This is a genomic window from Streptomyces sp. NPDC088745 (genome assembly GCF_044751045.1).
GTDB classification, from domain to species: domain Bacteria; phylum Actinomycetota; class Actinomycetes; order Streptomycetales; family Streptomycetaceae; genus Streptomyces; species Streptomyces cremeus.
Map to the genome: position 1 here is coordinate 619,671 of NZ_JBIVLB010000002.1, position 24,864 is coordinate 644,534.

22 protein-coding genes are annotated in these 24,864 nt (G+C 73.6%); 10 read left to right on the plus strand and 12 right to left on the minus strand.

Annotation, left to right across the window (positions count from 1 at the left end):
• Window positions 1–28: 28 nt before the first annotated feature.
• Complete coding sequence (gene trpS, locus ACIP93_RS07410) at window positions 29–1,039, minus strand: tryptophan--tRNA ligase (protein WP_345228823.1); 1,011 nt, start codon at window positions 1,037–1,039, stop codon at window positions 29–31.
• 240 nt (window positions 1,040–1,279) lie between these two features.
• Between trpS and rocD the strand changes: the two genes are divergently transcribed.
• Window positions 1,280–2,530 (plus strand): ornithine--oxo-acid transaminase, encoded by a 1,251-nt coding sequence (rocD, locus tag ACIP93_RS07415; RefSeq protein ID WP_401756604.1) that lies wholly within the window; start codon window positions 1,280–1,282, stop codon window positions 2,528–2,530.
• A 6-nt stretch (window positions 2,531–2,536) separates the two neighbouring features.
• On the opposite strand, the gene ACIP93_RS07420 is transcribed toward rocD, so the two are convergent.
• Window positions 2,537–3,721, minus strand: a complete 1,185-nt coding sequence (locus ACIP93_RS07420; RefSeq protein ID WP_401756606.1) for a glutathionylspermidine synthase family protein — start codon at window positions 3,719–3,721, stop codon at window positions 2,537–2,539.
• Window positions 3,722–3,839: 118 nt separating this feature from the next.
• Window positions 3,840–4,154 carry a hypothetical protein gene (locus ACIP93_RS07425; RefSeq protein ID WP_345228825.1) on the minus strand — a complete coding sequence of 105 codons (315 nt, stop codon included), beginning with the start codon at window positions 4,152–4,154 and terminating at the stop codon, window positions 3,840–3,842.
• 374 nt (window positions 4,155–4,528) lie between these two features.
• Here ACIP93_RS07425 and ACIP93_RS07430 point away from each other — a divergent pair, with 374 nt between their 5' ends.
• Complete coding sequence (locus tag ACIP93_RS07430) at window positions 4,529–4,912, plus strand: STAS domain-containing protein (protein WP_401756608.1); 384 nt, start codon at window positions 4,529–4,531, stop codon at window positions 4,910–4,912.
• A gap of 96 nt (window positions 4,913–5,008) precedes the next feature.
• Here the strand turns inward: ACIP93_RS07430 and ACIP93_RS07435 are convergent, their stop codons facing one another.
• From ACIP93_RS07435 to ACIP93_RS07450, 4 genes are all read right to left on the minus strand, one after another.
• Window positions 5,009–6,106, minus strand: a complete 1,098-nt coding sequence (locus ACIP93_RS07435) for a methyltransferase (RefSeq protein WP_401756610.1) — start codon at window positions 6,104–6,106, stop codon at window positions 5,009–5,011.
• Complete coding sequence (locus tag ACIP93_RS07440) at window positions 6,103–7,764, minus strand: class I adenylate-forming enzyme family protein (protein WP_401756612.1); 1,662 nt, start codon at window positions 7,762–7,764, stop codon at window positions 6,103–6,105. The genes ACIP93_RS07435 and ACIP93_RS07440 overlap by 4 nt, the downstream gene beginning before the upstream one ends.
• A 75-nt stretch (window positions 7,765–7,839) precedes the next feature.
• Window positions 7,840–9,024 (minus strand): FAD-dependent monooxygenase, encoded by a 1,185-nt coding sequence (locus ACIP93_RS07445; protein ID WP_401756614.1) that lies wholly within the window; start codon window positions 9,022–9,024, stop codon window positions 7,840–7,842.
• Window positions 9,025–9,268: 244 nt separating this feature from the next.
• A complete protein-coding gene (locus ACIP93_RS07450; protein ID WP_401756616.1) occupies window positions 9,269–10,564 on the minus strand; it encodes a CynX/NimT family MFS transporter in 1,296 nt (431 codons plus the stop codon).
• 94 nt (window positions 10,565–10,658) lie between these two features.
• Between ACIP93_RS07450 and ACIP93_RS07455 the strand changes: the two genes are divergently transcribed.
• Both ACIP93_RS07455 and ACIP93_RS07460 read left to right on the plus strand, forming a co-directional pair.
• Window positions 10,659–11,138 (plus strand): Rrf2 family transcriptional regulator, encoded by a 480-nt coding sequence (locus tag ACIP93_RS07455; protein ID WP_345228831.1) that lies wholly within the window; start codon window positions 10,659–10,661, stop codon window positions 11,136–11,138.
• A gap of 95 nt (window positions 11,139–11,233) precedes the next feature.
• Window positions 11,234–11,983: a helix-turn-helix domain-containing protein gene (locus ACIP93_RS07460; protein WP_345228832.1), complete on the plus strand. Its 750-nt coding sequence runs from the start codon at window positions 11,234–11,236 to the stop codon at window positions 11,981–11,983.
• Here the strand turns inward: ACIP93_RS07460 and ACIP93_RS07465 are convergent.
• Entirely contained in the window at window positions 11,958–12,548 is a 591-nt protein-coding gene (locus ACIP93_RS07465; protein ID WP_401756619.1) for an AfsR/SARP family transcriptional regulator, read from the minus strand. The two genes, ACIP93_RS07460 and ACIP93_RS07465, sit on opposite strands and share 26 nt — an antisense overlap.
• 671 nt (window positions 12,549–13,219) lie before the next feature.
• Between ACIP93_RS07465 and ACIP93_RS07470 the strand changes: the two genes are divergently transcribed.
• The 5 genes from ACIP93_RS07470 to ACIP93_RS07490 all read left to right on the plus strand — a co-directional run bounded on the left by ACIP93_RS07470 (window position 13,220) and on the right by ACIP93_RS07490 (window position 19,254).
• The gene (locus ACIP93_RS07470) at window positions 13,220–14,071 is read left to right on the plus strand and encodes a 2-amino-3,7-dideoxy-D-threo-hept-6-ulosonate synthase (protein ID WP_345228834.1); all 852 of its coding nucleotides are present in this window, start codon (window positions 13,220–13,222) and stop codon (window positions 14,069–14,071) included.
• Window positions 14,068–15,171: a 3-dehydroquinate synthase II gene (locus tag ACIP93_RS07475; protein ID WP_345228835.1), complete on the plus strand. Its 1,104-nt coding sequence runs from the start codon at window positions 14,068–14,070 to the stop codon at window positions 15,169–15,171. Before ACIP93_RS07470 ends, ACIP93_RS07475 begins: the two co-directional genes overlap by 4 nt.
• Window positions 15,172–15,314: 143 nt before the next feature.
• Window positions 15,315–17,315: an FAD/NAD(P)-binding protein gene (locus tag ACIP93_RS07480; protein ID WP_401756622.1), complete on the plus strand. Its 2,001-nt coding sequence runs from the start codon at window positions 15,315–15,317 to the stop codon at window positions 17,313–17,315.
• Entirely contained in the window at window positions 17,312–18,742 is a 1,431-nt protein-coding gene (pcaB, locus tag ACIP93_RS07485; RefSeq protein WP_401756624.1) for a 3-carboxy-cis,cis-muconate cycloisomerase, read from the plus strand. The genes ACIP93_RS07480 and pcaB overlap by 4 nt, the downstream gene beginning before the upstream one ends.
• Before the next feature lie 104 nt (window positions 18,743–18,846).
• Window positions 18,847–19,254, plus strand: a complete 408-nt coding sequence (locus ACIP93_RS07490) for a hypothetical protein (RefSeq protein WP_401756626.1) — start codon at window positions 18,847–18,849, stop codon at window positions 19,252–19,254.
• A gap of 78 nt (window positions 19,255–19,332) precedes the next feature.
• Here ACIP93_RS07490 and ACIP93_RS07495 read toward each other — a convergent pair whose 3' ends face one another.
• The 3 genes from ACIP93_RS07495 to ACIP93_RS07505 all read right to left on the minus strand — a co-directional run bounded on the left by ACIP93_RS07495 (window position 19,333) and on the right by ACIP93_RS07505 (window position 23,143).
• Window positions 19,333–20,736, minus strand: a complete 1,404-nt coding sequence (locus tag ACIP93_RS07495; protein ID WP_401756628.1) for an MFS transporter — start codon at window positions 20,734–20,736, stop codon at window positions 19,333–19,335.
• 20 nt (window positions 20,737–20,756) lie between these two features.
• The gene (locus tag ACIP93_RS07500) at window positions 20,757–21,956 is read right to left on the minus strand and encodes a cupin domain-containing protein (RefSeq protein WP_345228840.1); all 1,200 of its coding nucleotides are present in this window, start codon (window positions 21,954–21,956) and stop codon (window positions 20,757–20,759) included.
• Window positions 21,957–22,045: 89 nt separating this feature from the next.
• On the minus strand, window positions 22,046–23,143 hold the full coding sequence (locus ACIP93_RS07505; RefSeq protein WP_345228841.1) for a SagB/ThcOx family dehydrogenase: 1,098 nt from the start codon (window positions 23,141–23,143) through the stop codon (window positions 22,046–22,048).
• A gap of 685 nt (window positions 23,144–23,828) precedes the next feature.
• Between ACIP93_RS07505 and ACIP93_RS07510 the strand changes: the two genes are divergently transcribed.
• Entirely contained in the window at window positions 23,829–24,332 is a 504-nt protein-coding gene (locus ACIP93_RS07510) for a carboxymuconolactone decarboxylase family protein (protein WP_380837265.1), read from the plus strand.
• A gap of 102 nt (window positions 24,333–24,434) precedes the next feature.
• Here ACIP93_RS07510 and ACIP93_RS07515 read toward each other — a convergent pair whose 3' ends face one another.
• Entirely contained in the window at window positions 24,435–24,845 is a 411-nt protein-coding gene (locus ACIP93_RS07515) for a VOC family protein (protein ID WP_345228842.1), read from the minus strand.
• Window positions 24,846–24,864: the final 19 nt, after the last annotated feature.

The window sequence follows — 24,864 nt, forward strand, 5'->3', positions numbered from 1 at the left end:
CGTCCGCCACCGCTGTGAACGTGACGAATCAGTGTTTTGCGGGCAGGAAGCCGATCCGGTCGTAGGCCTGGGCGAGGGTCTCGGCGGCGACCGCGCGGGCCTTCTCGGCCCCCTTGGCGAGGATCGAGTCCAGCGTCTCCGGGTCGTCCAGATAGGCCTGGGTGCGCTCCCTGAACGGCGTGACGAACTCCACCATCTGCTCGGCGAGGTCCGTCTTGAGCGCGCCGTACATCTTGCCCTCGTACTCCTTCTCCAGCTCGGCGACCGGCCTGCCGGTGAGGGTGGAGGAGATGCTGAGGAGGTTGGAGACGCCGGGCTTGCCGACCGGGTCGAAGCGGATCACCGTGTCGGTGTCGGTGACGGCGCTCCTGACCTTCTTCGCGGTGGCCTTCGGCTCGTCCAGGAGGTTGATGAGGCCCTTGGGCGTGGACGCCGACTTGCTCATCTTGACGGTGGGGTCCTGGAGGTCGTAGATCTTCGCCGTCTCCTTGAGGATGTACGGCTCCGGGACGGTGAAGGTCTCGCCGAGGCGGGCGTTGAAGCGCTCCGCGAGGTCGCGGGTCAGCTCGATGTGCTGGCGCTGGTCCTCGCCGACGGGGACCTGGTTGGCCTGGTAGAGCAGGATGTCGGCGACCTGGAGGACGGGGTACGTGAAGAGGCCGACGGTGGTGCGGTCGGAGCCCTGCTTGGCGGACTTGTCCTTGAACTGGGTCATCCGGGACGCCTCGCCGAAGCCGGTGAGGCAGTTCATCACCCAGCCGAGCTGCGCGTGCTCGGGCACGTGGGACTGCACGAAGAGGGTGCAGCGGTCCGGGTCGAGGCCCGCGGCCAGGAGCTGGGCGGCGGCGAGGCGGGTGTTGGCGCGCAGCGCGGCGGGGTCCTGCGGGATGGTGATGGCGTGCAGGTCCACGACCATGTAGAAGGCGTCGTGCGTCTCCTGCAACGCCACCCACTGGCGCACGGCGCCGAGGTAGTTGCCGAGGTGGAACGAGCCTGCGGTGGGCTGGATGCCGGAGAGCACACGGGGTCGAGAGGCCATGTTCATCATTCTCTCAGGTGGCGGACCCGATCCCGCCGGGTGGTCGCGCCGCGCGTCTCGCGGCCTCGGGGGGCCGCCGGGGCGCCGGGCCGGCTCGTCGGCGCGGGAACGACGGTTCGAGCGGAGGAGGCGCGGCGGGCGGCAAGGTTTCCGGGGCCGCGCCGTGACCGACGATAGAAAGGGGCGCCGTCCGCACCTCGCGCGGGACGGCCGTATCCGCACCCGACGATCGGAGTTCCCGTGTCGACAACGGAGGCCACCACGAACACCACGGACGCCACCGCCACGACCGCCACCGCGGCGGCCATCGCCTCGGCGGAGGCGCACAGTGCGCACAACTACCACCCGCTGCCCGTCGTCGTCGCCTCGGCGCAGGGCGCGTGGATGACGGACGTCGAGGGGCGCCGCTTCCTCGACATGCTCGCCGGATACTCGGCGCTCAACTTCGGGCACGGCAACCGCCGGCTGCTCGACGCGGCGAAGGCCCAGCTCGAAAGGGTGACGCTGACCTCGCGGGCCTTCCACCACGACCGGTTCGCCGCGTTCTGCGACGAGCTGGCGGACCTGTGCGGCATGGAGATGGTGCTGCCGATGAACACCGGCGCGGAGGCCGTCGAGACCGCCGTGAAGACCGCCCGCAAGTGGGGCTACCGGGTCAAGGGCGTGCCGGACGGGCGGGCCAGGATCGTCGTCGCCTCGGACAACTTCCACGGCCGTACGACGACGATCGTCAGCTTCTCCACGGACCCCGAGGCGCGCGCGGACTACGGGCCGTACACGCCGGGCTTCGACATCGTGCCGTACGGGGACCTGGCGGCGCTGGCCGCGGCGGTCACCGACGACACGGTGGCGGTGCTGCTGGAGCCGATCCAGGGCGAGGCGGGGGTGCTGGTGCCGCCGCCGGGCTACCTGGCGGGGGTGCGGGAGCTGACGACGGCCCGCAACGTGCTGTTCGTCGCGGACGAGATCCAGTCGGGGCTGGGCAGGACCGGGAAGACCTTCGCCTGTGAGCACGAGGGCGTGGTGCCCGACGTGTACGTCCTGGGCAAGGCGCTCGGCGGCGGGGTGGTGCCGGTGTCGGCGGTGGTGTCGTCGCGGGCCGTGCTCGGGGTGTTCAGGGCGGGCGAGCACGGTTCGACGTTCGGCGGCAATCCCCTGGCGTGCGCCGTGGCCCTCGAAGTCGTCGCGATGCTGCGCACCGGCGAGTACCAGCGGCGGGCCGCCGAACTGGGCGATCACCTGCACCGCGAGCTGAACCTGCTGGTCGGCGGGGGCGCGGTGCGGGCGGTGCGCGGGCGCGGGCTGTGGGCGGGCGTCGACATCGACCCGGCGCTGGGCACCGGCCGGGAGATCTCGGAGCGGCTGATGGAACGCGGGGTGCTGGTGAAGGACACCCACGGGTCGACCATCCGGATCGCGCCGCCGCTGGTGATCGGCAAGGAGGAGCTGGACTGGGGGCTGGACCAACTGCGGGCGGTGCTCGGCGGGTAGCGCGCGTCAGAGGATGACGTGGGGCAGGAAGCGGGCGTACTCGTCCGTGACCAGCCCCGCGGACTCCCGGATGCCGAGCCCCGCGGCCTCGTCCTCGACGACCCAGGCGCCGAGCACGGTGCGGTTGCCGTCGAAGTCGGGGAGCGGGGCGAGCTCCTGGTAGCAGACCTTCTCGGAGGTGGCGGGCGGCGGCGCGGAGCCCGGCTCGTGGACGGTGACTCCGGCGCCCTCCCTGCCCAGCAGCGGCTTGGCGACGTAGCCCGTCTCCCGCGCCAGTTCGCGGGGGCCGTCGAGGTGGGCGGCGAGGAGGTTGGGGTGGCCGGGGTAGAGCTCCCAGAGGACGGCGAGGAGCGCCTTGTTGGACAGCAGCATCTTCCAGGCGGGCTCGATCCAGCAGGTGGTGCCGGTGCCGCCGCCGTTGTCGAGGGTGGCCAGCACGTGCGGGCCGAAGCGGTCGGTGGCCAGCCACTCCCACGGGTAGAGCTTGAAGCAGCTGCGGATGAAGCGGAGCTTCTCGTCCACGAAGCGGCGGGAGAGGCGGTCCCAGCCGATCTGCTCGACGGAGATCGCCTCGGTGCGGATGCCGGCCTGCTCGGCGGTCTCGCGCAGGTACGCGACCGTCATCAGGTCCTCGCCGAGTTCGTCGCCGTCGGAGTGGGCGAAGTGCAGCGGGCCGGGCGGCAGGAGGCGGGCCTGCTTCCTCCAGGCGTCGACGAGGCGCTCGTGCAGGGAGTTCCACTGGTCGGCGCCGGGGAACAGCTCCTCCATCCAGAACCACTGCGGGCTCGCGGCCTCGACCAGGGAGGTGGGGGTGTCGGCGTTGTACTCCAGCAGCTTGGCGGGGCCGGCGCCGTCGTAGCGGAGGTCGAAGCGGCCGTAGAGGGAGGGCAGTTCGGCGCGGCGGCGCCAGGACTCGGCGACCAGCTCCGCGAGCCGGGGGTCGGTGATGCCGAGGTCGGCGAAGCGGTCGGTCTCGACGATGTGGGCGGCGGCGGCGAGGCACATGGCGTGCAGCTCCTCGACGACCTCTTCGAGGGCTTCGACCTCGGGGAGGGTGAAGGAGTAGTACGCGCTCTCGTCCCAGTAGGGGCGGAGGGTGTCGTCGGGGTAGCGGGTCAGGGGGTAGATGACGCCCTGCTCCTCGACGATGCGCTGCCAGTCGGGGCGGGGGGTGGTGGTGTGACGTTGCATGGCGGGGCCTTCGACGGGGGCGGGGCGGGGTGACGGCGGGCCCCGTCGCCCGAGGGGCCGGGGGAAGGGGTGGGCTGCCCCGCCGCCCAGGAGGGCGGGGGGCGGCCCGGAGGGCGGGTCAGCCGCCGCCGGAGCCCGAGCAGCCGAAGCCGCCGCGGTCGACGGCCTGCTTGTCGAAGCTGCCGCCGGACACGCGCTGGTTGCTGACGCTGCCGCCGTAGTAGTACGCGCCGTGGCGGGCGGCGGTCCCGCTGCCGCCCTTGCCGTCGTCGTCGTCGCACTCGTAGCTGGGCAGCTCCTTGTGCGTGACCGGGTCGACGCAGCGCCGGTCCGGTTCGTCACCGCAGGAGGTGAGGGTCAGGGCGAGCACGCCCATGCCGCCGAGCACCACCGTGCTGGACCTCAGTCGTCGCCGTCGCCCTGCCGCTGCCATGCCCGGCCCACTCCCCCGTGTTCGATACCGCACGCCTGACTGTCTCGGATCGTCGACAGACTAGAGGGCTGCGGGGCCGGGAGGAACGGCGGAGCCGGGACCGGGGGGATTTGCCCCGGTGGGGGTGGGTGGCGGCACGGACACAAGGGATGGTTTATCCTTCACCTATGCGCGGGTTCTTCACCCCGCCTCCTCATGCCGCCCCGGCCGGTCTCCCCCGTCCGGCCGGGGCTTCTGCTTCCCGCCGTTTCTGCCGTTCCCGCCGCGCCCGTACGCGTCGTGCGCGCACTCCTTGCGCACGTGTCCTTCGCGCGGCCGGGTGATCCTCGGGCCCCGGCGGTGCCCCCCGGGGGCCGGGCCTCGTTGCAGACGGCGTGAACACCACGGCAAGCCCCTCCCACATACTGCAGGTCCCGATCCGAACCGACCGCGGCGCCGCCCGGCGCCCGCTGCCCGGCGTCGTGGCCTCGTGCCGCACCGAGGGCACCACGCTGAGCATCGCCGTACAGGGTGAGATCGACCACTTCACGGTGGCCCCGCTGAGCGCGCTGCTCACGTCGGCGGCGGCGTTCGGGCACACCCGGCTGGTGGTCGACGCGTCCCGGGTGACGTTCTGCGACTCCGGTTTCCTGAACGCGCTGCTGGCCTGGCGGCGGGGCGGCCGCCGGCTGGTCCTGGCGGCGGCGTCCGCGGCGGTGAAACGGCTGCTGGCCGCCACCCGGAGCGGGAAACTCCTGACGCAGGAGGCCCGGAGGTGAGCCGGGACTGAGCCCCCCTCCCGTACCGCCCGCCCCGCACCGCGGCCTCCGCACCCGTACCCGGTCGTACGGGTCCGGGGGCCGCCCCGTGCGCGGTCACCGGCGCAGGGTGGCCGCCATCAGGTGGGTCTCCAGCGGGAGCGTGGTGACGGAGTCCAACTGGAAGCCCGCCTTCTCCAGCAGCGTGCGGTAGGCGTCCTCGTCGCGTTCGCGGCCGCCGCCGAGGACCACCAGCATGTGCATGTTGTAGCCCTGCGCCAGGGACGAACCGGTGCCCCGCGTCAGCAGGCGTTCGACCACCACCAGCCGGCCGCCCGGCGCCATGGCCGAACGGCAGTGGGCCAGGATGCGCAGGCACGCCTCGTCGTCGAAGCAGTGCAGGATGCGCGACAGCAGGTAGACGTCGCCCCCCTGCGGCACTCCCTCGAAGAAGTCGCCCGGCACCAGCGTGACGCGGTCCCCGTGCTCCGAGGCGATCGGCCGGTCCGCCGTCTCCGCGATGACGTGCGGCGCGTCGAAGAGCACCGCGCGCGGCTCCGGGCAGGACTTCAGGATCTCGTGCAGCAGCGCCCCGTGCCCGCCCGCGACGTCGACGATCAGCCGGGCCCCGGAGAAGTCGTGCACCTCGGGGACCTGAGCGAAGAACGGCGTGCCCGCGACCATGGCCCGCTCGTAGGTGAGGGAGAGGTCGGGGTGCTGGTTGAGGTAGCGGAACAGGTCGCTCCCGTACACCTCGGTGAAGGCCGAACCCCCCGTCCTCAGCGAGTGGTCGAGCGCGCCCCACGCCCGGTAGAAGTGCGAGCCGTAGATCCGCACGTGGTCGCGCATGGAGTCCTGCGTCCCGGTGCGCAGCAGCTCGCCGACCGGGGTCAGCGCGTATCCGGCGGGGTCCTCGCCGCTCACCACGTCCAGACTCTCCAGGAACAGCAGGAGCCGCCCCAGGGCGTCGGGATCGGTGCCCGTCCGGTTCGCGAGTTCGACGGCCGGGGCCCGGCCGGCCGCCGCGATGGCGTCGACGAGACCCGACTCGGCGGCCAGGTAGATCGCCTGGGTCTTCCAGAAACCGGCCATCAGCTCGATGAGCCGTCGCCCGGCGGTGTCCGGCGCGGCCTGCTGCGCCTGCCGCGTCCGGACCGGCGCGGTGTGCTGCGTCTGGTCCGGCGCGGTGTGCTGCGCGTTTTCCGGCACGGTCATGCCCCCACTCCCTGGTCGGTTGCCCGGACGCCCTGGATCAGCCGGGCCAGTTCCGGTTTCTGGATCTTGCGGGTGGACGTGCGCGGCAGGTCTTCGAACCGGAACTGGCGCACCGGCGCCATCGTCGGCAGGTCGCTGGTCGCCCGCTGCCAGCGCGCCGCGTCGAGCGGGTTCTCGTCGACGGTGGCGACGACGGGGACCGGTTCGCCGTCCGCCCCGGGCACCAGGACCACCTCGCGCAGTTCCTCCAGGCGGCTCATCAGCAGGTCCTCCACCGCCAGGCTGCTCTCCAGGTCGCCGATCCGGTCGACCTCGCGGTCCAGCAGGTGCAGCAGGCCCCAGCGGTCGCGGCGGCCCATGTCGCCCACCCGCCACCATCCGTCGTGCAATTGCTCCGCGTACCGCTGGTCCTCGCCGAGGTAGGTGAGGATGCGCGTCCTGCTGCGCACTTCGAGGTGGCCGGTGCGCCCGCCGCGCAGCCGCTTCCCGGCGTCGTCGACCACCCGCAGCGAGATGAAGCCGGGCAGCGGCAGCCCCACGCAGCGGCCGTTCATCCTGGCCGCCGAGCGCCGGGTGTACCAGCGGCCGGCCATCGGGCCGATCTCCGACTGGCCGTAGAACTGGACGAACAGCGGGCGGGTGCGCCGGGAGGCGCCGAGCATGCGCTGGATGGTCCGGGGGTGCATCGCGTCGAAGGTCGCACCGAAGACCCGTACGCCGGCGAGCGGTTCGCCCGGGGCGTCGGCCAGCGCTTCCCAGTCGACGTAGGTGTTGGGGTGGGTCTCGATGTAGCCGGGCCGTTCGCGCGCGAACAGCGGGCCGATCCGGCTCGGGTCGGGGTCGACGGCGATCAGCATCGGGTTGCCGTGGCTGAGGAACATGGCCAGGCCCTGGTAGAAGCGCGAGTGCACGAACGTCATGCACAGCGCCGCCTTCTCCTTGCCGCGGATCGGCCAGGACACGACCTTCTGCGGAACCAGCCGGTGCCAGCCCGCCTCGGGGCAGTGCACCGCCAGCTTGGGGACGCCGGTGGTTCCCGAGCTGTGCGTGATCAGCGAGGGCTGGCGCGGGTGCAGGAAGACGGGCGGCCGCTTCGGGGCGCCCCGGTGGTCGGCCAGCCGCACGACGGGAGCGGGCGGCGGCGCGTCCCCTTCGGGAGCGGGCCCGGTCGCGCCGGCTGCGGGAAGCGCGCCCTCCGCCGGTGTGCCGGTCGTCAGCAGGACCGCTCGTACGGATGCCGGTGCGAGCACCGTCCCCAGGGGGCCGGCGAGGGTCGTCGCGTCGGTCAGCAGCCACGGCCCGTCGAGCCGGTCGAGCAGCGTCCGTACGACCGGGGCCTCCAGGGCGGGCGACAGGAGGGCGGGGACCGCGCCGATCCGCGCGGCGGCGCAGGCGTGCAGCGCGATGTCGAAGTTGTCCTTCTTGTACAGCGCGACCCGTTCGGTGGGCCGCACGCCCGCGGCCCAGAGCCGGGCGGCCAGTTCGTCCGTCTGCTCGGCGAGCTGCCCGACGGTGAAGCGCGTGCCGAGCTCGGGGGCGTACTGAAGGGGCTGGTCGAGCGTGACCGGTGTGGTGGCGTCGTGGCCGGCGGCGGCGTGGAAGAGGTCGCCGATGTAGAAGCCGTTCCCGCGTGTGACCCGGCGCAGCAGTGCGTGCACTGGTCCTCCTGATTTCCCGTTCGTCGCGTGGGGGTGGGTGGGCGAGCGTGGCGTGAGGTGGGTGCGGTGCGCGGCTCAGGGCCGGGGGGCGAGGTCCGAGGCGTCCGGGAGTCCGGCCGTGCGGCCGTACAGCCAGGCGAGGTGCGTCGGGTCCTGGGTGGCGCGCATCCGCTGGTCGCGGTCCGTGCATTCCGGCCCGTCGGGCAGGTGGAACTCCTCGGCGAGGCGCCTGGCCCGCCGGTGCACCTCGGCGGTGCGGGGCAGTCGCAGGCTCTCGTACTGCCGCACCGCCTCCTGCGGCGCGCCGGGGCGGGCGTCGAGACAGCCGACCAGTGTGGTGACGTCCTCCAGCGCCTGGTTGGCCCCCTGGGAGAGGTAGGGGAGGGTGGGGTGCGCGGCGTCGCCCAGCAGCACCACCCGGCCCGTGGCGTAACGGTCGGGGATGTCCCGGTCGTACAGCCCCCAGCGGGTGACCGAGGAGGCCGAGGTCACCACCCGGCGCACCTCTTCGTGCCAGTGGCCGAACGCCGCCCCGAGGTCCTCGGGGCCGCCGTCGGGGCTCTCCTCGGGGCTGACGCCGACGGCGCTGAAGTGCACGGTGCGCCCGCCCGCCACCGGGTAGTAGGTGACGTGCCGTCCGGGACCCAGCCAGAACATCACCCGCGGGTCGTCGCGGAAGGACGGCACGACGGAGGCCGGGACCAGCCCCCGGTGCACGGCGTACCCGGCGTACCGGGGGGCGTCGCGCACCACGGACCGCCGGACGACGGAGTGGACGCCGTCCGCCCCGATCACCAGGTCGGCGTCGGCCATGGTGCCGTCCGTGAAGTGCAGCCGGACCGCGTCCGGGCGCTCCTCCACCTGGGCGCAGGCCCGGCCCAGTTCGACCGCGCTGGCCGGCAGCAGGGAGGTCAGGCACCGGTGCAGGTCGGCCCGGTGGATCAGGTAGTACGGGGCGCCGTACAGCTCCTCGCACCTGTCGCCCAGCGGGGTGCGGGCGATGGGCGCGCCGTCGGCCCAGCTCCGGGTCTCGATCGCCCGGGCGCGCACGCCGGTGGCGGCCAGGGAGTCCCGGAGGCCGAGGCCGTGCAGCACCCGGACGCCGTTGGGCGAGAGCTGGATGCCCGCGCCGACGGCGACCAGCCGCGGCGCCCGTTCGAAGACGCGGCAGTCGACGCCCCGGTCGCGCAGGAGGGCCGCGACGGTCAGGCCCGCCACGCCCGCGCCGACGACGGCGATGCGGATGTCTCGGTCAACCATGCGCGTCCTCTCGGATGGGTGCCTGTACGGGCGCGTGCGGCTCGTACGGCTCGTACGGGAAGGGCTCGGGGACAGCCTTCCAGGGGCCGTTCGAGAGCGAGCAGCAGAAACGTTCGAGAGGAGCCCGGCCAGGGCGTTCGCGGGGACCCGTGCCGCGGTGCGCCGGGAAACGACCGAGGGCCCGCCGGTGTGCGGCGGGCCCTCGGGGGCGGCTGGGCCCGTCGGCGTGCGACGGGTCCGGGCGTTACAGCGCCTTCTGCTGGTCCTGCTCGATGCGCCGGGGGGACAGCCGGGCGATCGGCAGCAGCATGAGGAAGGTGACCACCGCCAGCAGCCCGAAGGCGAGCCGGTAGTCGCCCGTGATGTCGCGCAGGCCGCCGACGAGCACCGGCCCCACCGCCGCGCAGCCGTACCCGACGAAGAACGCCATCGCGCTGAACCGCCCGGCCTGGACCGCGTCCCGGCTGGCGGAGACCGGCAGGGTCAGCACCAGCGTGAAGAGTCCGCCGTGGCCGATCCCCATCGCGAGGATCCAGATCCAGGCGCCCGTGCCGGGGCTGAAGGCGAAGCCCAGGAAGCCGATCGCGGTCAGCACGCTGGTGGCGGCGAGGCCCGTCCTCTTGTCGGCGCGCTCTCCGAGGAGGGCCGGGACGCCGAGCATGGCGACCACCTGGATGGAGATCATCACGGTCAGCATGACACCCGCGTTGGCCTCGCTGACACCGCCGGAGTCGTGCAACAGCGGTGCGATCCAGGCCAGTTCGCAGTAGTAGAGAGCCGAGTTGGCGGCCGACAGCGCGGTGATGCGCCAGGCGAGGGAGCTGCGCCAGGGCAGACCGCTGGTGGCGGGGCCCTTGGGCCCGGCCACGTGCTCCAGGCCCAGCGAACGCCGGGCGGCCGTCCACATCACGATGCCGATCACGGCCAGCACCGCCCACGAGGCCAGGGCGCCCGGCCAGGACCCGAGCGCCTGGGCGAGCGGGGCGCTGGCGCCGGCCGCGACCGCGCCGCCGAGGCCGAGGCCCGCCGTGTAGATGCCGGTCACCAGTCCGGCGCGGGCCGCGAAGCGGGTCTTGACGACGGCGGGCAGCAGGGTCTGCGCGATGGCGATGCCCGCGCCCACCACGGCGGCGGCGCACAACTGGAGCCAAGCCGCCTCGCCGAGCCCGCGCACCGCGGTCGCGAGGCCGACCACGAACAGGCCTGCCAGCACGCCCCGTTGGAGGCCCCAGCGGCGGCCGATCGAGGCCGCCAGCGGGGCGCAGGCGCCCATGGCCAGCGTCGGAACGGTGGTCAGCAGCGCGACCCCGGTGGCGGACAGGTCGAGGTCCGTGCGGATCCGGTCCACCAGCGGCGACACGGCGGCGATGGCCGGCCGGAGGTTGGCCGCGGCCACGAACAGGGCGAGGGCCGCGAGTCCGAGCGCGACGCGCGCGTCGGCGGCCGGAGCGGGTCCCGGTCGCGCGTCGGCGGCCGTGCGGTCGCCGGCGCCGGGCGCCTGCGGTCCGCCGAGTCGTAAACGGTCATCTGTGTCCGCCATGTCAGTCCACCTCTTCGGCAATCTCGGATATTCCTTGTCCTGGTTATAGCAGAATCACGGACATCGGATGTCGGAGATTGCTAGAGTGCTCGTCATGAAGCTCTCCAACGGGGTCGAGTGGGGCCTGCACTGCTGCGTCTCGATCAGCCAGAGCGACGGCCCGGTGTCCGCCGCCCGGCTCGCCGAGCTGCACGGTGTCCCGCCCTCCTACCTGGCCAAACACCTTCAGGCCCTGTCCCGGGCCGGGATCGTGCGCTCCACCCCGGGGCCGGTCGGGGGCTATGCCTTCACCCGGCCGGCCGCCGAGGTCAGCGTGCTCCAGGTGGTACAGGCCGTCGACGGTCCCGAACCCGCCTTCCGGTGCACGGAGATCCGCAGGCGCGGGCCGCTGGCGCTGTCCCCGGAGAGGTGCGAGAAGCCGTGCGCGGTCTCCCGGGCCATGGCCACCGCCGAGACCGCCTGGCGGGAAGCGCTGGCCGGGATCTCCGTCGCCGATCTGGCCGGCCGGATAGACCAGGACAGCTCGGGCACGGCCATGCGCGATCTGCGGTCCTGGCTGGCCGGCGCCCCCTAGGCCCGGCGGCCGGCGCCCGTGGGCCGTCGTGCAGGACGGCCCACGGGCGGCCCCGCGTCACCCGCGAACCCCCCACACACGAGGAGCAGCAGCCCATGAGCGTTCACGGCTACCGCACGCCGTCACGCGCGAACCTGCCCCGTCCCGCCGCCCCGCGCTCCTGCGAGGAGCCGCCCGGTTCCGCCGTGGAGGCGGTCCCGGTCGACCTGTTGCTCCCGGCCGGCCACGGGCGGTCCGGCCGCGGGGCCGCGGGCCCGGTGGCCGGGGCCGGCCAGGGCGACGGGCGTCCGGTGGTCGTGCACCGCGGGACGATGCGGGTGATCGTCGGGGCGGCCGTCCTGTACGCCGCACGCGCCCGGGGCGCGCGCACCGTGGACGTGCGCTTCTTCGACGGTTCGCTGGAGGAGGCGCTGACGATGGCCGCGGAGTCCGCCCTCGCCCTCCCCGCCGTCACCACGCCCGCCCAGCGCGCCGCCGAGGCGGCCCGGCTGCTGCGCGCCCACCCGCAGTGGTCGGACCGGGCCGTCGCCGCGGCCGCGGGCGTCTCGCCCAAGACCGTCGCCGCCCACCGCGCCCGGCTCCGCGGGACGGCCGCCGCCCCGCAGAAGCGCATCGGGCTCGACGGCAGGGCGCGCCCGCTCAGCAGTGCCGAGGGGCGCGCGCTCGCCGGGCGGCTGCTGCTCGACGCCCCGGGCGCCTCGCTCCGCGAGATAGCGTCCAGGGCCGGGATCTCACCGGCCACCGTCCGCGACGTGCGGGAGCGGCTGAAGCGGGGTGAGAATCCGGTCCCGCCCGGCTGCGCGCCCTCGGCGGCGCAGGTCAGGTCCCGCCCGAGTGGGAGTTGAGGATGGCCAGTTGCAGGTCCTGGAGGTCGCGGCCCGGTTCGATGCCGATCTCCTCCACCAGCCGGGCGCGCAGCCGGCTGAACACCTCCAGCGCCAGCGCGCGACGCCCGACGAGGGCCAGCGCCCGCATGTACTGGCCGTGCAGTCCCTCGTGCAGGGGGAACTCGCTGGTGAGCGCGGCCAGATCGGCGATCGCCAACTGGTGCAGCCCGGTCCGCAGCCGCGCCTCGGCCAGCGTCTCCATGGCGCCCAGCCGCCACTCGTCGAAGAGCCGCCGCCGGGTCTCCAGGACCGGCCCCTCCGGCACGTCCGCGAAGACCGAACCCCGCCACAGCGACAACGCGCCGTCGAGCAGGTGGATCGCCCGGTCGTCCTCGCCCGCCTCGACCGCCCTGCGCCCGAGATCCGAGAGCCGCCGGAAATCCTGCCAGTCCAGTGTTCCCGCAGCGCTTTTGTAGCTGTAACCTCCCGGTCGTGTCACCAGTATTTCCTGCGCGGTCTCCGCCAGGCTGAGTCCGGTGAGCTTCGCCAGCGTCTTACGGCAGTTCAGGATGTACGTCTGCAAGGTACGGAGTCCACTCGCGGGGGGATTCTCACCCCAGATCTCGCGCATCAGCACGGAAACCGGAACCACGAAATCCGCACTCACGGCGAGAGTGGCCAGCACCGTACGTATCTTCGGGGCGACAGGGGCGCTTTCAGCGGATTCTCCGATTCCGATGTAGAGCGGGCCGAGAACCCCGCATCGCAGTCCCCGGTCCGGGGAGCCGGCGGCGCCGATCCCAGTGTTGAGCGTCTGACCTGGTGAGAACGTGGAAGTGTACAAGGCATCCTCCATCGAGGGCCGCTGCGACTGTAAGCGACACACGAGGGAGAATCATGCATCAGATGCGGCCCGACGGCGGGGCTCTCCCCGAATAGCAGCCAAAATTCGACCTGTTGGCCAATTCGCTTCCCCGCGCCGCGACCGAATCCAGTCGGAGCCGCCGGACGGCGTCCCGCCCCGCCGCATTCCGCGGTCAACCGGAGAACTTCCGCAGTTGCACAGGGAAGCCCCTGAACGCCTCTCCTGGCACTTCTAAACCTATTCCCAGCAAATAGCCGAGAACAGCTCCTGGCACGGGCTCTCGACAGTTTCGTAGACCATTTCTCGAATACCGCTTGGGAAGCTGCTCGCTGTTCGGTCCGACCCATACCCCCGCTCCCCCCGACCGTGCACCCAGCAAGGAGTGTCAGATGACAGGAACCGCATTACCGGGTACCTCGTTGCGCATGGCCAGGCTGGCCGGGCACGGCGACGGCAACCTGCTGCTCGTGCCCCTGGACCATTCCGTCTCCGACGGCCCGATCGCCTCGGTCGAGGGCTTCCACCAACTGGTACGGGACGTCGTCGCGGGTGGCGCGGACGGGCTGGTCGTGCACAAGGGACGGGCCCGGCTGCTCGACCCGCTGCTGTTCTCCACCTGCTCGCTGCTGGTCCACCTCAGCGCCAGCACCGCCCACGGGCCCGACGTCGACGCGAAGGTGCTGGTCGGCGACGTCGAGGACGCCGTACGGCTGGGCGCCGACGCGGTCAGCGTGCACGTCAACATCGGCTCCGACACCGAGTCCGCACAGCTCTCGGACCTCGGGACGGTGGCGGCGGCCTGCGACCGGTGGGGCATGCCGCTGCTCGCCATGATCTACCCGCGCGGGCCCCGGCTGACCCGGCCGCCCTCCCCCGAACTGGTCGCGCACGTGGTGAACGTCGCCGCCGACCTCGGCGCCGACCTCGTCAAGACCGTGTTCGTCGGGCCCGTCGAGCGGATGGCCGAAGTGGTCGCCGCCTCGCCCCTGCCGGTCCTGGTGGCCGGCGGCGCGGACCAGCGGCAGAGCCTGGCCGAATTCGCCGGCACCGCGATGGCCGCGGGCTGCCGGGGACTGGCCGTGGGCCGCCGGGTGTTCGCCTCGGCCTCGCCCCGGCAGACCGTGCGCGAACTGTCCGCCATCGTGCACGGCCGGCCCGCCGACGCCGAGGCCGTGGGCTTCCCGGCCCCGGTCGCGCACTCCTCCTCCACCCCTTCCTCCGCATTGGCAGGTGCCCTGTGAAGCTCAGCTGGATAGACATCCGCACCATCGGTTCCGCGAAGGACGCCGTCGTCCAGGAGGCCCTGCACGCGGGCGTGCACGGCATCCTCAGCGACCGCGTCGAGGACCTGGCCCCCCTCCCGCCGTCGGTGAAGCGCGTCCTCTTCCCCCAGGGGCAGGCGCTGCCCGAGGACTTCGGCGCGGCCGACGTGGTGATCGTCGACCCCGCCAAGCACGGCGAGCCCGCCGAACTCGCGCTGCTGCACCCGGACGTGGAGTTCGGCCGGTTCACGGAGATCGTCGACGCGGAGACCCTGGAGGAGGCCTGCGCGTCGGGCCGCCAGGAGAAGTGGAGCGTGCTGCTCTTCCGCGACCCCACCAAGATTCCGCTGGAGATCGTCATCGCGGCCGCCGCCCGCGCGACCGGCAGCCTGATCACCGTGGCGCAGGACGTCGAGGAGGCCGAGATCATCTTCGGTGTGCTCGAACTCGGCTCGGACGGCGTCCTGATGGCGCCCGCCCGGGTGGGCGACGCGACCGCGCTGCGGCAGGCGGCCGAGACCGGCGTGCCCGACCTCGAACTGGTCGAGCTGGAGGTCACCGCCACCGCGCACGTGGGCATGGGCGAGCGGGCCTGCGTGGACACCGCGACGTACTTCCGCAAGGACGAGGGCATCCTGGTCGGCTCGCACTCCAAGGGCATGATCCTGTGCGTCAGCGAGACGCACCCGCTGCCCTACATGCCGACCCGCCCCTTCCGGGTCAACGCCGGCGCCATCCACTCGTACACCCTGGCCAAGGACGAGCGGACCAACTACCTCAGCGAGCTGAAGGCGGGCAGCAAGATCACGGCGGTGGACATCCACGGGAAGACCCGGCTGGTCACGGTGGGCCGGGTGAAGATCGAGACCCGCCCGCTGCTGTCCATCGACGCGGTCGGCCGCGACGGCCGCACGGCCAACCTGATCCTCCAGGACGACTGGCACGTCCGGGTGCTGGGCCCCGGCGGCACCGTGCTGAACAGCACCGAGCTGAAGCCCGGTGACAAGGTGCTCGGCTATCTCCCGGTGGCGGACCGGCACGTCGGTTACCCCATCGAGGAGTTCTGCCTGGAGAAGTAGCCGGGAGCGGCCCGTCGGCCGGAACTCGCGTCCCGGCCCGGCGCGCCCCCTGCTCCGGTACGTCCCCGCAGCGGCCCGAGCCCGCGGGGCGGAGGACCACAGCCAACGGGCCCGTGCGGCCATGAACTCCCCTGGAGACATCCGTGAGCGTCAGACGGCTCACCGTGTGCATCGTCGGTGCGGGACCGCGCGGACTGTCGGTGCTGGAAAGGCTCTGTGCCCACGAACGGAAGTCCGCCTCGCACCCGGCGGTGACGGTTCACGTCGTGGACCCGGCCCGCCCGGGCGCGGGCCGGGTGTGGCGGACCGGTCAGCCGCGCCAGCTGCTGATGAACACGGTCGCCTCGCAGGTGACCGTGTTCACCGACGGGTCCGTCGACATGGCGGGCCCGGTGGAGGCCGGCCCCAGCCTCCACGAGTGGGCGCGCGAACTGGCCGCCCTCTCCCCCGTGGAGGAGCTGCTCGGCGGCCACGACGACGCCACCCTGGCCGAGGCCCGGGCCCTGGGCGCCGACTCGTACCCCACCCGGGCCTTCTACGGGTGCTACCTGGAGGAGATGTTCCGCCGGGTGGTCTGCGGCGCGCCCGCCCACCTGGAGGTGCGGGTGCACCGCTCGACCGCCGTCTCCCTGGCGGACGAGACGCCGGGCTCCGGAGGCGCGCAGAGCCTGCTGCTCGCCGACGGCACCCGGCTGGCCGGGCTCGACGCGGTCGTGCTCGCGCTCGGCCACGTCCGCGCGGAGGAGCCGGGCGCCCCCGACCCGCGCGCCGCCGCGCTCGGCCTGGCCCACTTCCCGCCGGCCAACCCCGCCGACCTCGACCTGTCCGGCATCGCGCCCGGCACCCCCGTCCTGCTGCGCGGGCTCGGCCTGAACTTCTTCGACCACATGGCGCTGTTCACCCTCGGCCGGGGCGGCGCCTTCAGCCGCCGCCCGCACGGGCTGCGGTACCACCCCTCGGGGCTCGAACCGCGGCTCTACGCCGGTTCGCGGCGCGGGGTCCCGTACCACGCGCGCGGGGAGAACGAGAAGGGCGTGGACGGGCGCCACACCCCGCTGCTGCTCACCCCCGAGCGCATCGCCGAACTGACCGGCCGGCACCGCGAGGGCCCCGGCCTGTCGTTCCTCCGGACGCTGTGGCCCCTGATCGCCCGCGAGGTCGAATGCGTCTACTACGGAACGCTGCTCGCCTCCCGCGGCCGGGCGGCCGAACGGGACGCCTTCGTGACGGCGTACCTGGCGGGCGGCGACGACACGGACCGGGGCGGGGTGCTGGAACGTTTCGGCATCGGCCCGGCCGACCGGTGGTGCTGGGAGCGGACCGCGTCCCCGCACCCCCGGCACGGCTTCACCGGGCCCGACGGGCACCGCCGCTGGCTGCTGGAGCACCTGGCCCAGGACGTGCGCCGGGCCAGGGCGGGCAATGTGAGCGATCCGCACAAGGCCGCCCTGGACGTGCTGCGCGACCTGCGCAACGAGATCCGGCTCGTGGTGGACCACGGCGGGCTCGACGGCCTGTCGCACCGGGACGACCTCGACGGCTGGTACACCGGCCTGAACGCGTTCCTCTCGATCGGCCCGCCCGCCTCCCGCATCGAGGAGATGGCGGCCCTGATCGAGGCGGGCGTGCTCGACGTCGTCGGCCCCGGCCTGGAGGTCGACATCGACGAGGCGGACGCCGCGTTCGTCGCCCGCTCCCCGCTGGTCGCCGGCCGGCCGGTGCGCGCCCACGTGCTGATCGAGGCCCGGCTGCCGGTGACGGACCTGCGCCGTACCGCCGATCCGCTGTTGCGCGACCTGCTGCGCAGCGGGCAGTGCCGGTCCTACCGCATCCCCGCCGGCCGGGCGCCGGAGGGCTACGAGACCGGTGGCCTCGAAGTCACCCGTCGCCCGTACCGCCTGGTGGACGCGCTGGGCCGGGCGCACCCGCGGCGCTTCGCCTTCGGCGTGCCCACGGAGGCCGTGCACTGGGTCACCGCCGCCGGGGCGCGGCCCGGCGTCAACTCGGTCACCCTGGGGGACGCCGACGCGATAGCCCACGCCGTCGCCTCGCTCACGCCGGCCGCCGCCCCCCGGCTGCCCGCGTACGAGGACCCCGGCGTCCGCTGCCCCTCCGACGACCGGCTCACCGAGGTGACGGCATGACCAGACCCCCCGCACCCCCGCCCGGCGCCCCCGGCGCCGACGAGCTGCTCGACTGCGGGCTGCTGTCCCCCGTCCGGGCCGGCACCCCCGTCGAAGCGCTGGTCTGCGACTCCGCCTGGCTCCAGGCGATGCTCGACGCGGAGGCCGCGCTGGCCCGCGCCCAGGCCAGGACCGGCTTCCTGCCCGCCGCCGCGGCCGAGGCGATCACCGCGGCGGCGCGGGCCGACCGGATCGACCTGCTCGCGGTCGCCCGGGGCGCCCGGGAGACCGCCAACCCCGTGGTGGGGCTGGTGGCGGCGCTCACCGCCGCGGTCCGCCGGGACGACCCGGCGGCGGCCGAGTACGTCCACCGGGGCTCCACCAGCCAGGACGTACTGGACACCGGGGCGATGCTCGTCGCCCGCCGGGCACTGCGCCTGATCGGCGACGACCTGGACCGGGCGGCCGACGCCCTCGCGGCGCTCGCCGCCGACCACCGCGACACCCCCATGGCCGGCCGCACGCTGGCCCTGCACGCCGTGCCGACGACGTTCGGGCTGAAGGCCGCGGGCTGGCTGGAACTCGTCAGCGAGGCCGCGGGGCGGGTGGCGCGGCTGCGCGACGGGCTGCCGTTCTCGCTGGGCGGCGCGGCGGGCACGCTCGCCGGGTACTTCGGCGACCGCACGGACCGGGGCGACCCGGCCGTCCTCCTCGACCGGCTCCTCGACGCCTACGCGGCGGAGACCGGGCTCGCCCGGCCGGTGCTGCCCTGGCACGTGCTGCGCACCCCCGTGGCCGATCTGGCCGCCGTGCTCGCGTTCACCGCCGGGGCGCTCGGGAAGATCGCGGTGGACGTGCAGTCACTGGCCCGCACGGAGGTGGCGGAAGTCGCCGAGCCGGCCGTGGAGGGGCGCGGCGCCTCCTCCGCGATGCCGCACAAACGCAATCCCGTCCTGTCGACGCTGATCCGCAGCGCTGCGCTCCAAGTGCCCGCCCTGGCCACGGGGTTGACCCAGTGCCTGGTGTCGGAGGACGAGCGGTCGGCGGGCGCCTGGCACGCGGAGTGGCAACCGCTGCGCGAGTGCCTGCGGCTGACCGGGGGCGCCGCCCGCACCGCCGTGGAGCTCGCGGCGGGGCTGGAGGTGGACGCCGCCCGGATGCGGGCCAACCTCGACCTCACGGACGGCCGGATCGTCTCGGAGTCGGTCGCGGTGGCGCTCACCCCGCTGCTCGGCAGGCAGGCGGCGAAGGAACTGCTGACCCGGGCCGCGTTCACCGCCGGCCACGAGGGCCGGACGCTGGGCGAGGTGCTCGGCGAACTGCCCGAACTGGACGGGGTGCTGCCGAAGGAGCGGTGGGAGGCGCTGCTCGATCCGGCACGTGCCACCGGGGTCGCGGGAGCGCTGGTGGACGGCGCGCTCGCCCGGCGCCGCCCGGCGGCCCGGTGAACCGGGCCGCCGGTCCCGTGGACCGAACCCGCGACACCCCCATCGGGTCCGCCGCCCCCACGGGCCGGGCCCCCGCCCCCCATCGCGAGGAGTGTTCCGTGCCCATGTCCCTTGTTCCGCTGCACCGGCGGATACGGCTGGAGCGCAGCGGTCTCGCCCTGCGCTTCGCCCTGATCATCGGCGACCGCCGGCTGGCCGACGCCCACCAGGTGTCCTGCGAGCACGACACGGTGACGGTGGCCTTCCCCGAGGTGCGCGTCACCGTCACCCTCACCGGCTCGGCGACCGAGTGGGGCGTGCTGGTCGCGCTGCGGCTGCGCACGAGCCCCGGGGCGCTGCCGGGCCCGGCGCCGTACGCCGCCGACCGGGTGCTCACCGGCCGGGCGGGCGGCCCCGAACAGCGGGAGGCCCTGCTGCGCGAGATCCTCGCCGCCCGGGGCCCGCACGCCGCCGGGCGTCCGGCGGCACGGACGGGCCTGACCCCCTTCCACGTCCTGGCGGCGGCGGTCTGAGCACGGCACGCGCGGGCGCGGCCCGCGGCCGGGCGGTGCGTCCGGCCTGCGGTCCGGCTCGCGCGTACGCCCTGCCGTTCAGGCCGCGCGGGCGGCGGGGGCGGGAGGCGGGACGGGGTCCTCGAACCGCTTCACCCCGGGCACCAGCAGGCACAGCAGACTGGACAGCGCGACCACCACGCCGCCCGCCACCAGGGTGACGGTGGTGCCCAGCAGTGCCACCAGGGGCCCGACGAGCGCGTACCCGACCGGGAGCAGCGCGTAGGCGCCCAACTGGTCCAGCGCGAAGACCTTGCCCAGCACCGCGTCGGGGAAGGCCCGCTGGAGCGCGGAGACCCAGTAGACGAAGTACAGCTCGACCACGAAGCCGCCGAGTGCGAAGCAGACCACCACGGCGGGCAGCGGGAAGGGGGCCGCGAGGCTCAGCGGCACCAGCGCGTACCCGGTGAGCGCGACGACCGAGACGGTGCCGCGCGACGCCGGCCGCCAGCGGCCCGCGAGCACGATGGCCGGCAGCGCCCCGATGCCCATCGCCGACAGCACCACGCCGTACGCGAAGTCACCGCCCAGCTCCTCGCGCGCCACGATCGGCAGCAGGGTGAGCGCGGTGGCCGAACCGGCGAACAGGTGCAGGCAGACCGTCCCCATCATGGCCATCACCCAGGGCCTGCGGCGGATCGCCCGCAGCCCCTCCGCCGCCTCCGCGAGCACTGAGGCGCGGCCCTTCGCGTCGCGCCGTTCGTCGGGTATCCGCGCCACGACCAGCGCGCCCAGCGCGAAGACGCCGCTGACCACCAGCAGCGCGGTGCGCGTGCCGATCAGCGCCACCGCGGTGACGCCGAGCATCGCGCCCAGCACGGCGGAACCGCGCTGGACGGCGGAGACCAGCGCGTTCCCGCGCTCCAGCAGCGCCGCCGGAAGCAGGTTGGGCACCAGGGAGCGCGACGCGGGACGCGACAGCGCCTCGCCCGCGCCGACCAGCGCGGTGATCACCGGCAGCGCGCCGAGCGGCAACCGGGTCAGCAGCAGTCCGGCGGCGAGCAGCAGCACCGCGCGGAAGCAGTCCGCGCCGATGAGGATGCGGGTGCGCCGCAGCCGGTCGGCGATCACCCCGCCGATCAGCAGGCACAGCACGAGGGCGACCGCCCGGCCGCCCAGCACCAGACCGACGCCGCTCGCGCCGCCGCCCCGTTCGAGGACGTACAGGCTGAGCGCCACGGGCAGCACCTGGTCGCCGACCGCGCCGGTCGCCTGGCTCGCCCACAGGCGCAGGAAGCGCGGGTGGTGCCGCAGCTTCCCCGCGCCGGCGCCGGGCGCTCCGGAAGCGCCGGACGCGCCGTCGGCCGTACCGGAAGCGCCGCCGCCCGTGCCGGAGGCGGCGGGAGGGCCGCCGTCCGCGTGCGGCGTCCCTCCGGCCGTCCCCGGCACTCCCCCGCTCCCGTCCGCCGCGGTGCGGTCCGGGCGCGCGGTGTCCTCGGTCATGGTTCTCCTTCTGCGTCTGTCTATGCGGGTGGTACCGGGACCAGCAGTCCCATCGCGACGAGGGCGGCCGTCACCTTCCGGGCGACCTCCTCGCCGAGTTCGGCGACGAGCCTGCTCCCGTCGAGGGCCGGGTCGTACCGCAGCGTCTCCAGGACGGGGGCGACGGGCCGGGGCAGCCGGACCCGGCGCGGTCCCACCAGGAGTTCGACGCCGTCCGCGGACTCGCCGCGGAGCCGGAAGTGGACGCCCTCGCGCAGCCGGTGGCCGGCGGCCGGACCGCCGGGCAGCACCGGAACCGGTTCGGGCGTCTGCTCCCTGAAGGCCTTCCTGCGTACGTCCCACAGCAGTTCCCGCGGGTCGTCGCCGCGCGCGAACTCCCCGAGGCGCTCGACGGCCCGGCCGAGGAACGCACGGGCCTGCTCGGGGTCCTCGGCCCAGTCGTCGGGTTCGACGCCGGCCCGCAGCCACTCGTCCTCGGCGGCCCGGCGCACCAGTTCGGCGAGCAGGTCGTGCCGGGTCAGCCGGGTGACGGCGACGGTGAGGTGGATGGACAGCGTGTCCAGGGCCACCGGCGAGTGCATGGTGCCGCGCGGCAGGTAGAGGGTGTCCCCCGGGCGCAGCGTCAGGTCGTCGAGCGGTTCGGAGGCGGCGCGCAGTTCCGCGCGGCGGTGCTCGGGGATGTCGAACCAGGCCTGCGCGGGCAGCGGGTCGCGGACCGGCCGGGTGCGCAGGACCCAGCGCTTCTCGCCCGCCACCTGGAGGACCAGGACGTCCTGGATGTCGAAGTGCAGGTCCACGCCCTGGGAGCCGGGCGGGGTGAGGAAGGCGTTGATCTTGACCGGGTGCCCGAGCTCGGCGGACAACGCGTGGGCGAAGCGCCGCAGCGGCGCGTGGAAGCGGTGCAGCGAGCGGACGATGAGGGTCTGTCCCGCGGCCAGCCCGGCCCGGATCGCGTCGGTGTGCGGAAACGGCGGGGCGCCGGGGGCGTCGCCGGACTCCGGCACCGCCCCCGTGTCGACGGGGCACTCGACGCCGTCGCGCACCAGCCGCAGGGACGACAGCCGCATGCCGCCCGAGAGCAGGTCCTCCAGCGCGTCCGGGGAGAACAGGTCGGTGAAGCCCTCGGCCAGTTCCTCGGCACGGGTGTGCAGATGGTGGTTCCCGAAGACCGCCTTGCGGAATTCGTGCGGGGTGACGGCGACGCAGCGTTTCAGGGCCATGGCGATCTCCTGCCGGTCTCGGCGCGGGCGGACCAGGGGGCGGGTTGGGGCGTGCGGGGTACGGGTCCGGGGGGCCCGGAGCCCGGTTTTCAGCGCAGGGCGGCCGGCCGCGGGTGCGCGAAGTCCGACGGCAGGAGCGGGCCGGCCTCCCGCGGGACGCCGGCGGCGAGCAGGTACACGGCGAACTCCTCGTCCGGGTCGACGCCGAGGAGCCGCTCGACCGCGCTGTCCTCGAAGGCCACCGTCTGGAAGGGGCCCAGTCCGAGCGCGGTCGCGGCCAGCGCGAACGTCTGCCCGTAGTGTCCGGCGTCGTACATCCACAGCCGGTAGGCGCGCGGGTGCCGGTACTTCCACGCCAGCCGGTTCGCCACGGCGGTGGTGAAAATGGTGAACGCCCCACGGTACGACGCCTCTTGGCGGTACGTCAGCTCCTCGACCTGTTCCCGGCGCACATCGGCGTCGAGGAGTTCCAGGACGTGCCGGGCGGCGGAGTAGTGGTAGAGGCCGGGGGCGACGCCGGTCACGTTGTGCGCGACGAGGTACGCCTCCACCTCGTGCCGTCCACCCGCGGAGGAGCTGACCCGGGCCTGCTGCACGCCGAAGGGGCCGCCGTCGAGGAACCGGTGCGGGCCGAAGCCGTGGAACAGCAGGGTGCTCAACTGGTCGATGCCGACCGGGTCCTCGGTGAAGAGCCGATGGGTGCGGCGCGCGGCGAAGACGTCGTCGACCGTGCCGTGCAGCGGCAGCGGCCGCCGGGGCAGCGGCACGACGGGACGGCCGGGGTACTCCTTGAACGCGTCGGGCATGCCGCCCTCGGCCACGATCTCCCCGGCCACCTCTCCCCTGCGGGGGGACTCGACCAGGTAGTCCGCGTCGCGGCCTTCGACGTGGAAGCGCTCGGCGACGCCGCCCCAGCGCTCCCAGAGCGGCGCGGGCCGCACTTCGGAATCGGCCGGAACCAGGAGGCCGATGGCGGTCAACTTGTCCAGTGCGGCGCGTAGTTGGGGGGCGTTCTCCTCGCCGAACGCGGCGGCGAGTTCGTCCGTTCCGACGCCTTCGCCGGCCCGCTCCAGGATCTCGCGCAGTTCGGGTGAGAGCCGGACCCACTGGCGGCGCCCGGGCACGCCGACCTCCAGGCCCTCGGGGACCCAGCGGCAGATCAGTTGCGCGCGACGGCGAATCTTCAACGTCTTTCCCTCTCGCGGGGAGCGGTGCCCGGCGTTACCGTGAAGCCAGCGGTATCTGCACATGCGTGTGCACGAGCGCACGGGCGGGTCGCTGCCGCCGCGCGCTCACCACGATGTCCGACTGCGATGCACTGCTCGCACCGCAGCCGGACATCTGTGTTTCCCCTGAGCGCTTCACCCGAAGGTGGCCTCAGGCGGGCACCCTCAGGTGCTCGGGTGGTGCAGCAGCACCACGGCGTCCTCGATGATCTCGATGTCAAAGGCCATTGTTGTCACCTCCTTCTTTCCTTTGTCGATTCGGTCCGGATTTCCCTTTTCAGGGCCTCCCGTTCCGCTGCCAGAACATTAGGACAAGGAATTGACGGCCAACAAGGGCCACTCTCCCATCTGGCAGGAACACTCCCCCACTTCACCGATCAGCCTCACAAAGCAGCAGGTCAGCGGCCTGCGTGCGGGAATCACACCCCTCGGCCGGTTTCCGAAAACCGACTCCACTTACCCCATGAACAGACCTTGACCGAACCTCGACAGGGACCCCCTAGAATGCCTCCATGATTTCCCGGGAATCCCCCGCACGGCGGGCCGGAAGTCCGTGAATTCATTCCGGGCCGCCGCGATTGGCCCATGATCCGGTCGCCGGATTGCACCGTGCCGCCGGCCTCGCCGGTCCCCTAGCCTGACGGTCATGAGCGAGAACGACAGCACGCCGAACGCCCCCCACGTCCCCGAGCACACGCCCCGGATGAACTGGACGGACCACGCCCCCGACGTCTTCAGGGCGATGCGCCAACTGGACAAGGCCGCCGGGAAGCACCTGGACCCGGTGCTCGCGGAACTCGTGAAGATCCGCGCCTCGCAGCTCAACCACTGCGCCTTCTGCCTGGACATGCACACCAAGGACGCCCTGGCGGCGGGCGAGCGGGTGGAGCGGATCGTGCAGCTCTCCGCCTGGGAGGAGTCGCGGCACTTCTACACGGCGAAGGAGATCGCGGCGATCGAGCTGACGGAGGCGATCACGGTCCTGACGGACGGGTTCGTGCCGGACGAGGTGTACGAGCGGGCGGCGAAGCACTTCGACGAGGTGGAGCTGGCCCACCTGATCGCGGCGGTCAACACGATCAATGCGTGGAACCGGTTCGCGGTGTCCACGCGGATGGTGCCGGGCCACTACGAGCCGGGATCGCACTGACCGGACGGGCCCGCCCCCGGCGACAGCGCGCCGGGGGCGGGTCCGCACGCGGGGGCGGGGCCCCGAGCGGCCCGCCCCGGTGCGCCGTCGGGGCCCGGGATTTCAGCCGAGCGAGGGCCAGACCGGGCCTTCTTCGGTCCAGACGACGCCCTTGTTGCGGCACAGGCAGAAGGGGTGACCGGCCGGGTCGGTGTAGATCCGCCAGCCGTAGCCCTCGGGGCCGATGAAGTCCTGCCGCAGCGTCGCGCCGAGGTCCAGGACGCGGCGCTGCTCGGCCTCGATGTCGTCCACCTCGAAGTCGAGGTGGAACTGCTTGGGGTGCTCGTCGTCGGGCCACTGCGGAGCCCGGTGGCCGTCCACCCGGATGAACGCCAGCTCGATCTCGCCGAACCGGATGCCGGCCCACTCCTCGGAGCTGTCCTCCTTCACCGGACGCCCCGTCACCTCGGAGTAGAACGCGGCCAGCTTCATCGTGTCCGGGCAGTCGATGATGAAATCAGTCAGTCGTAGCATCCCGCGATCCTGCCACGGG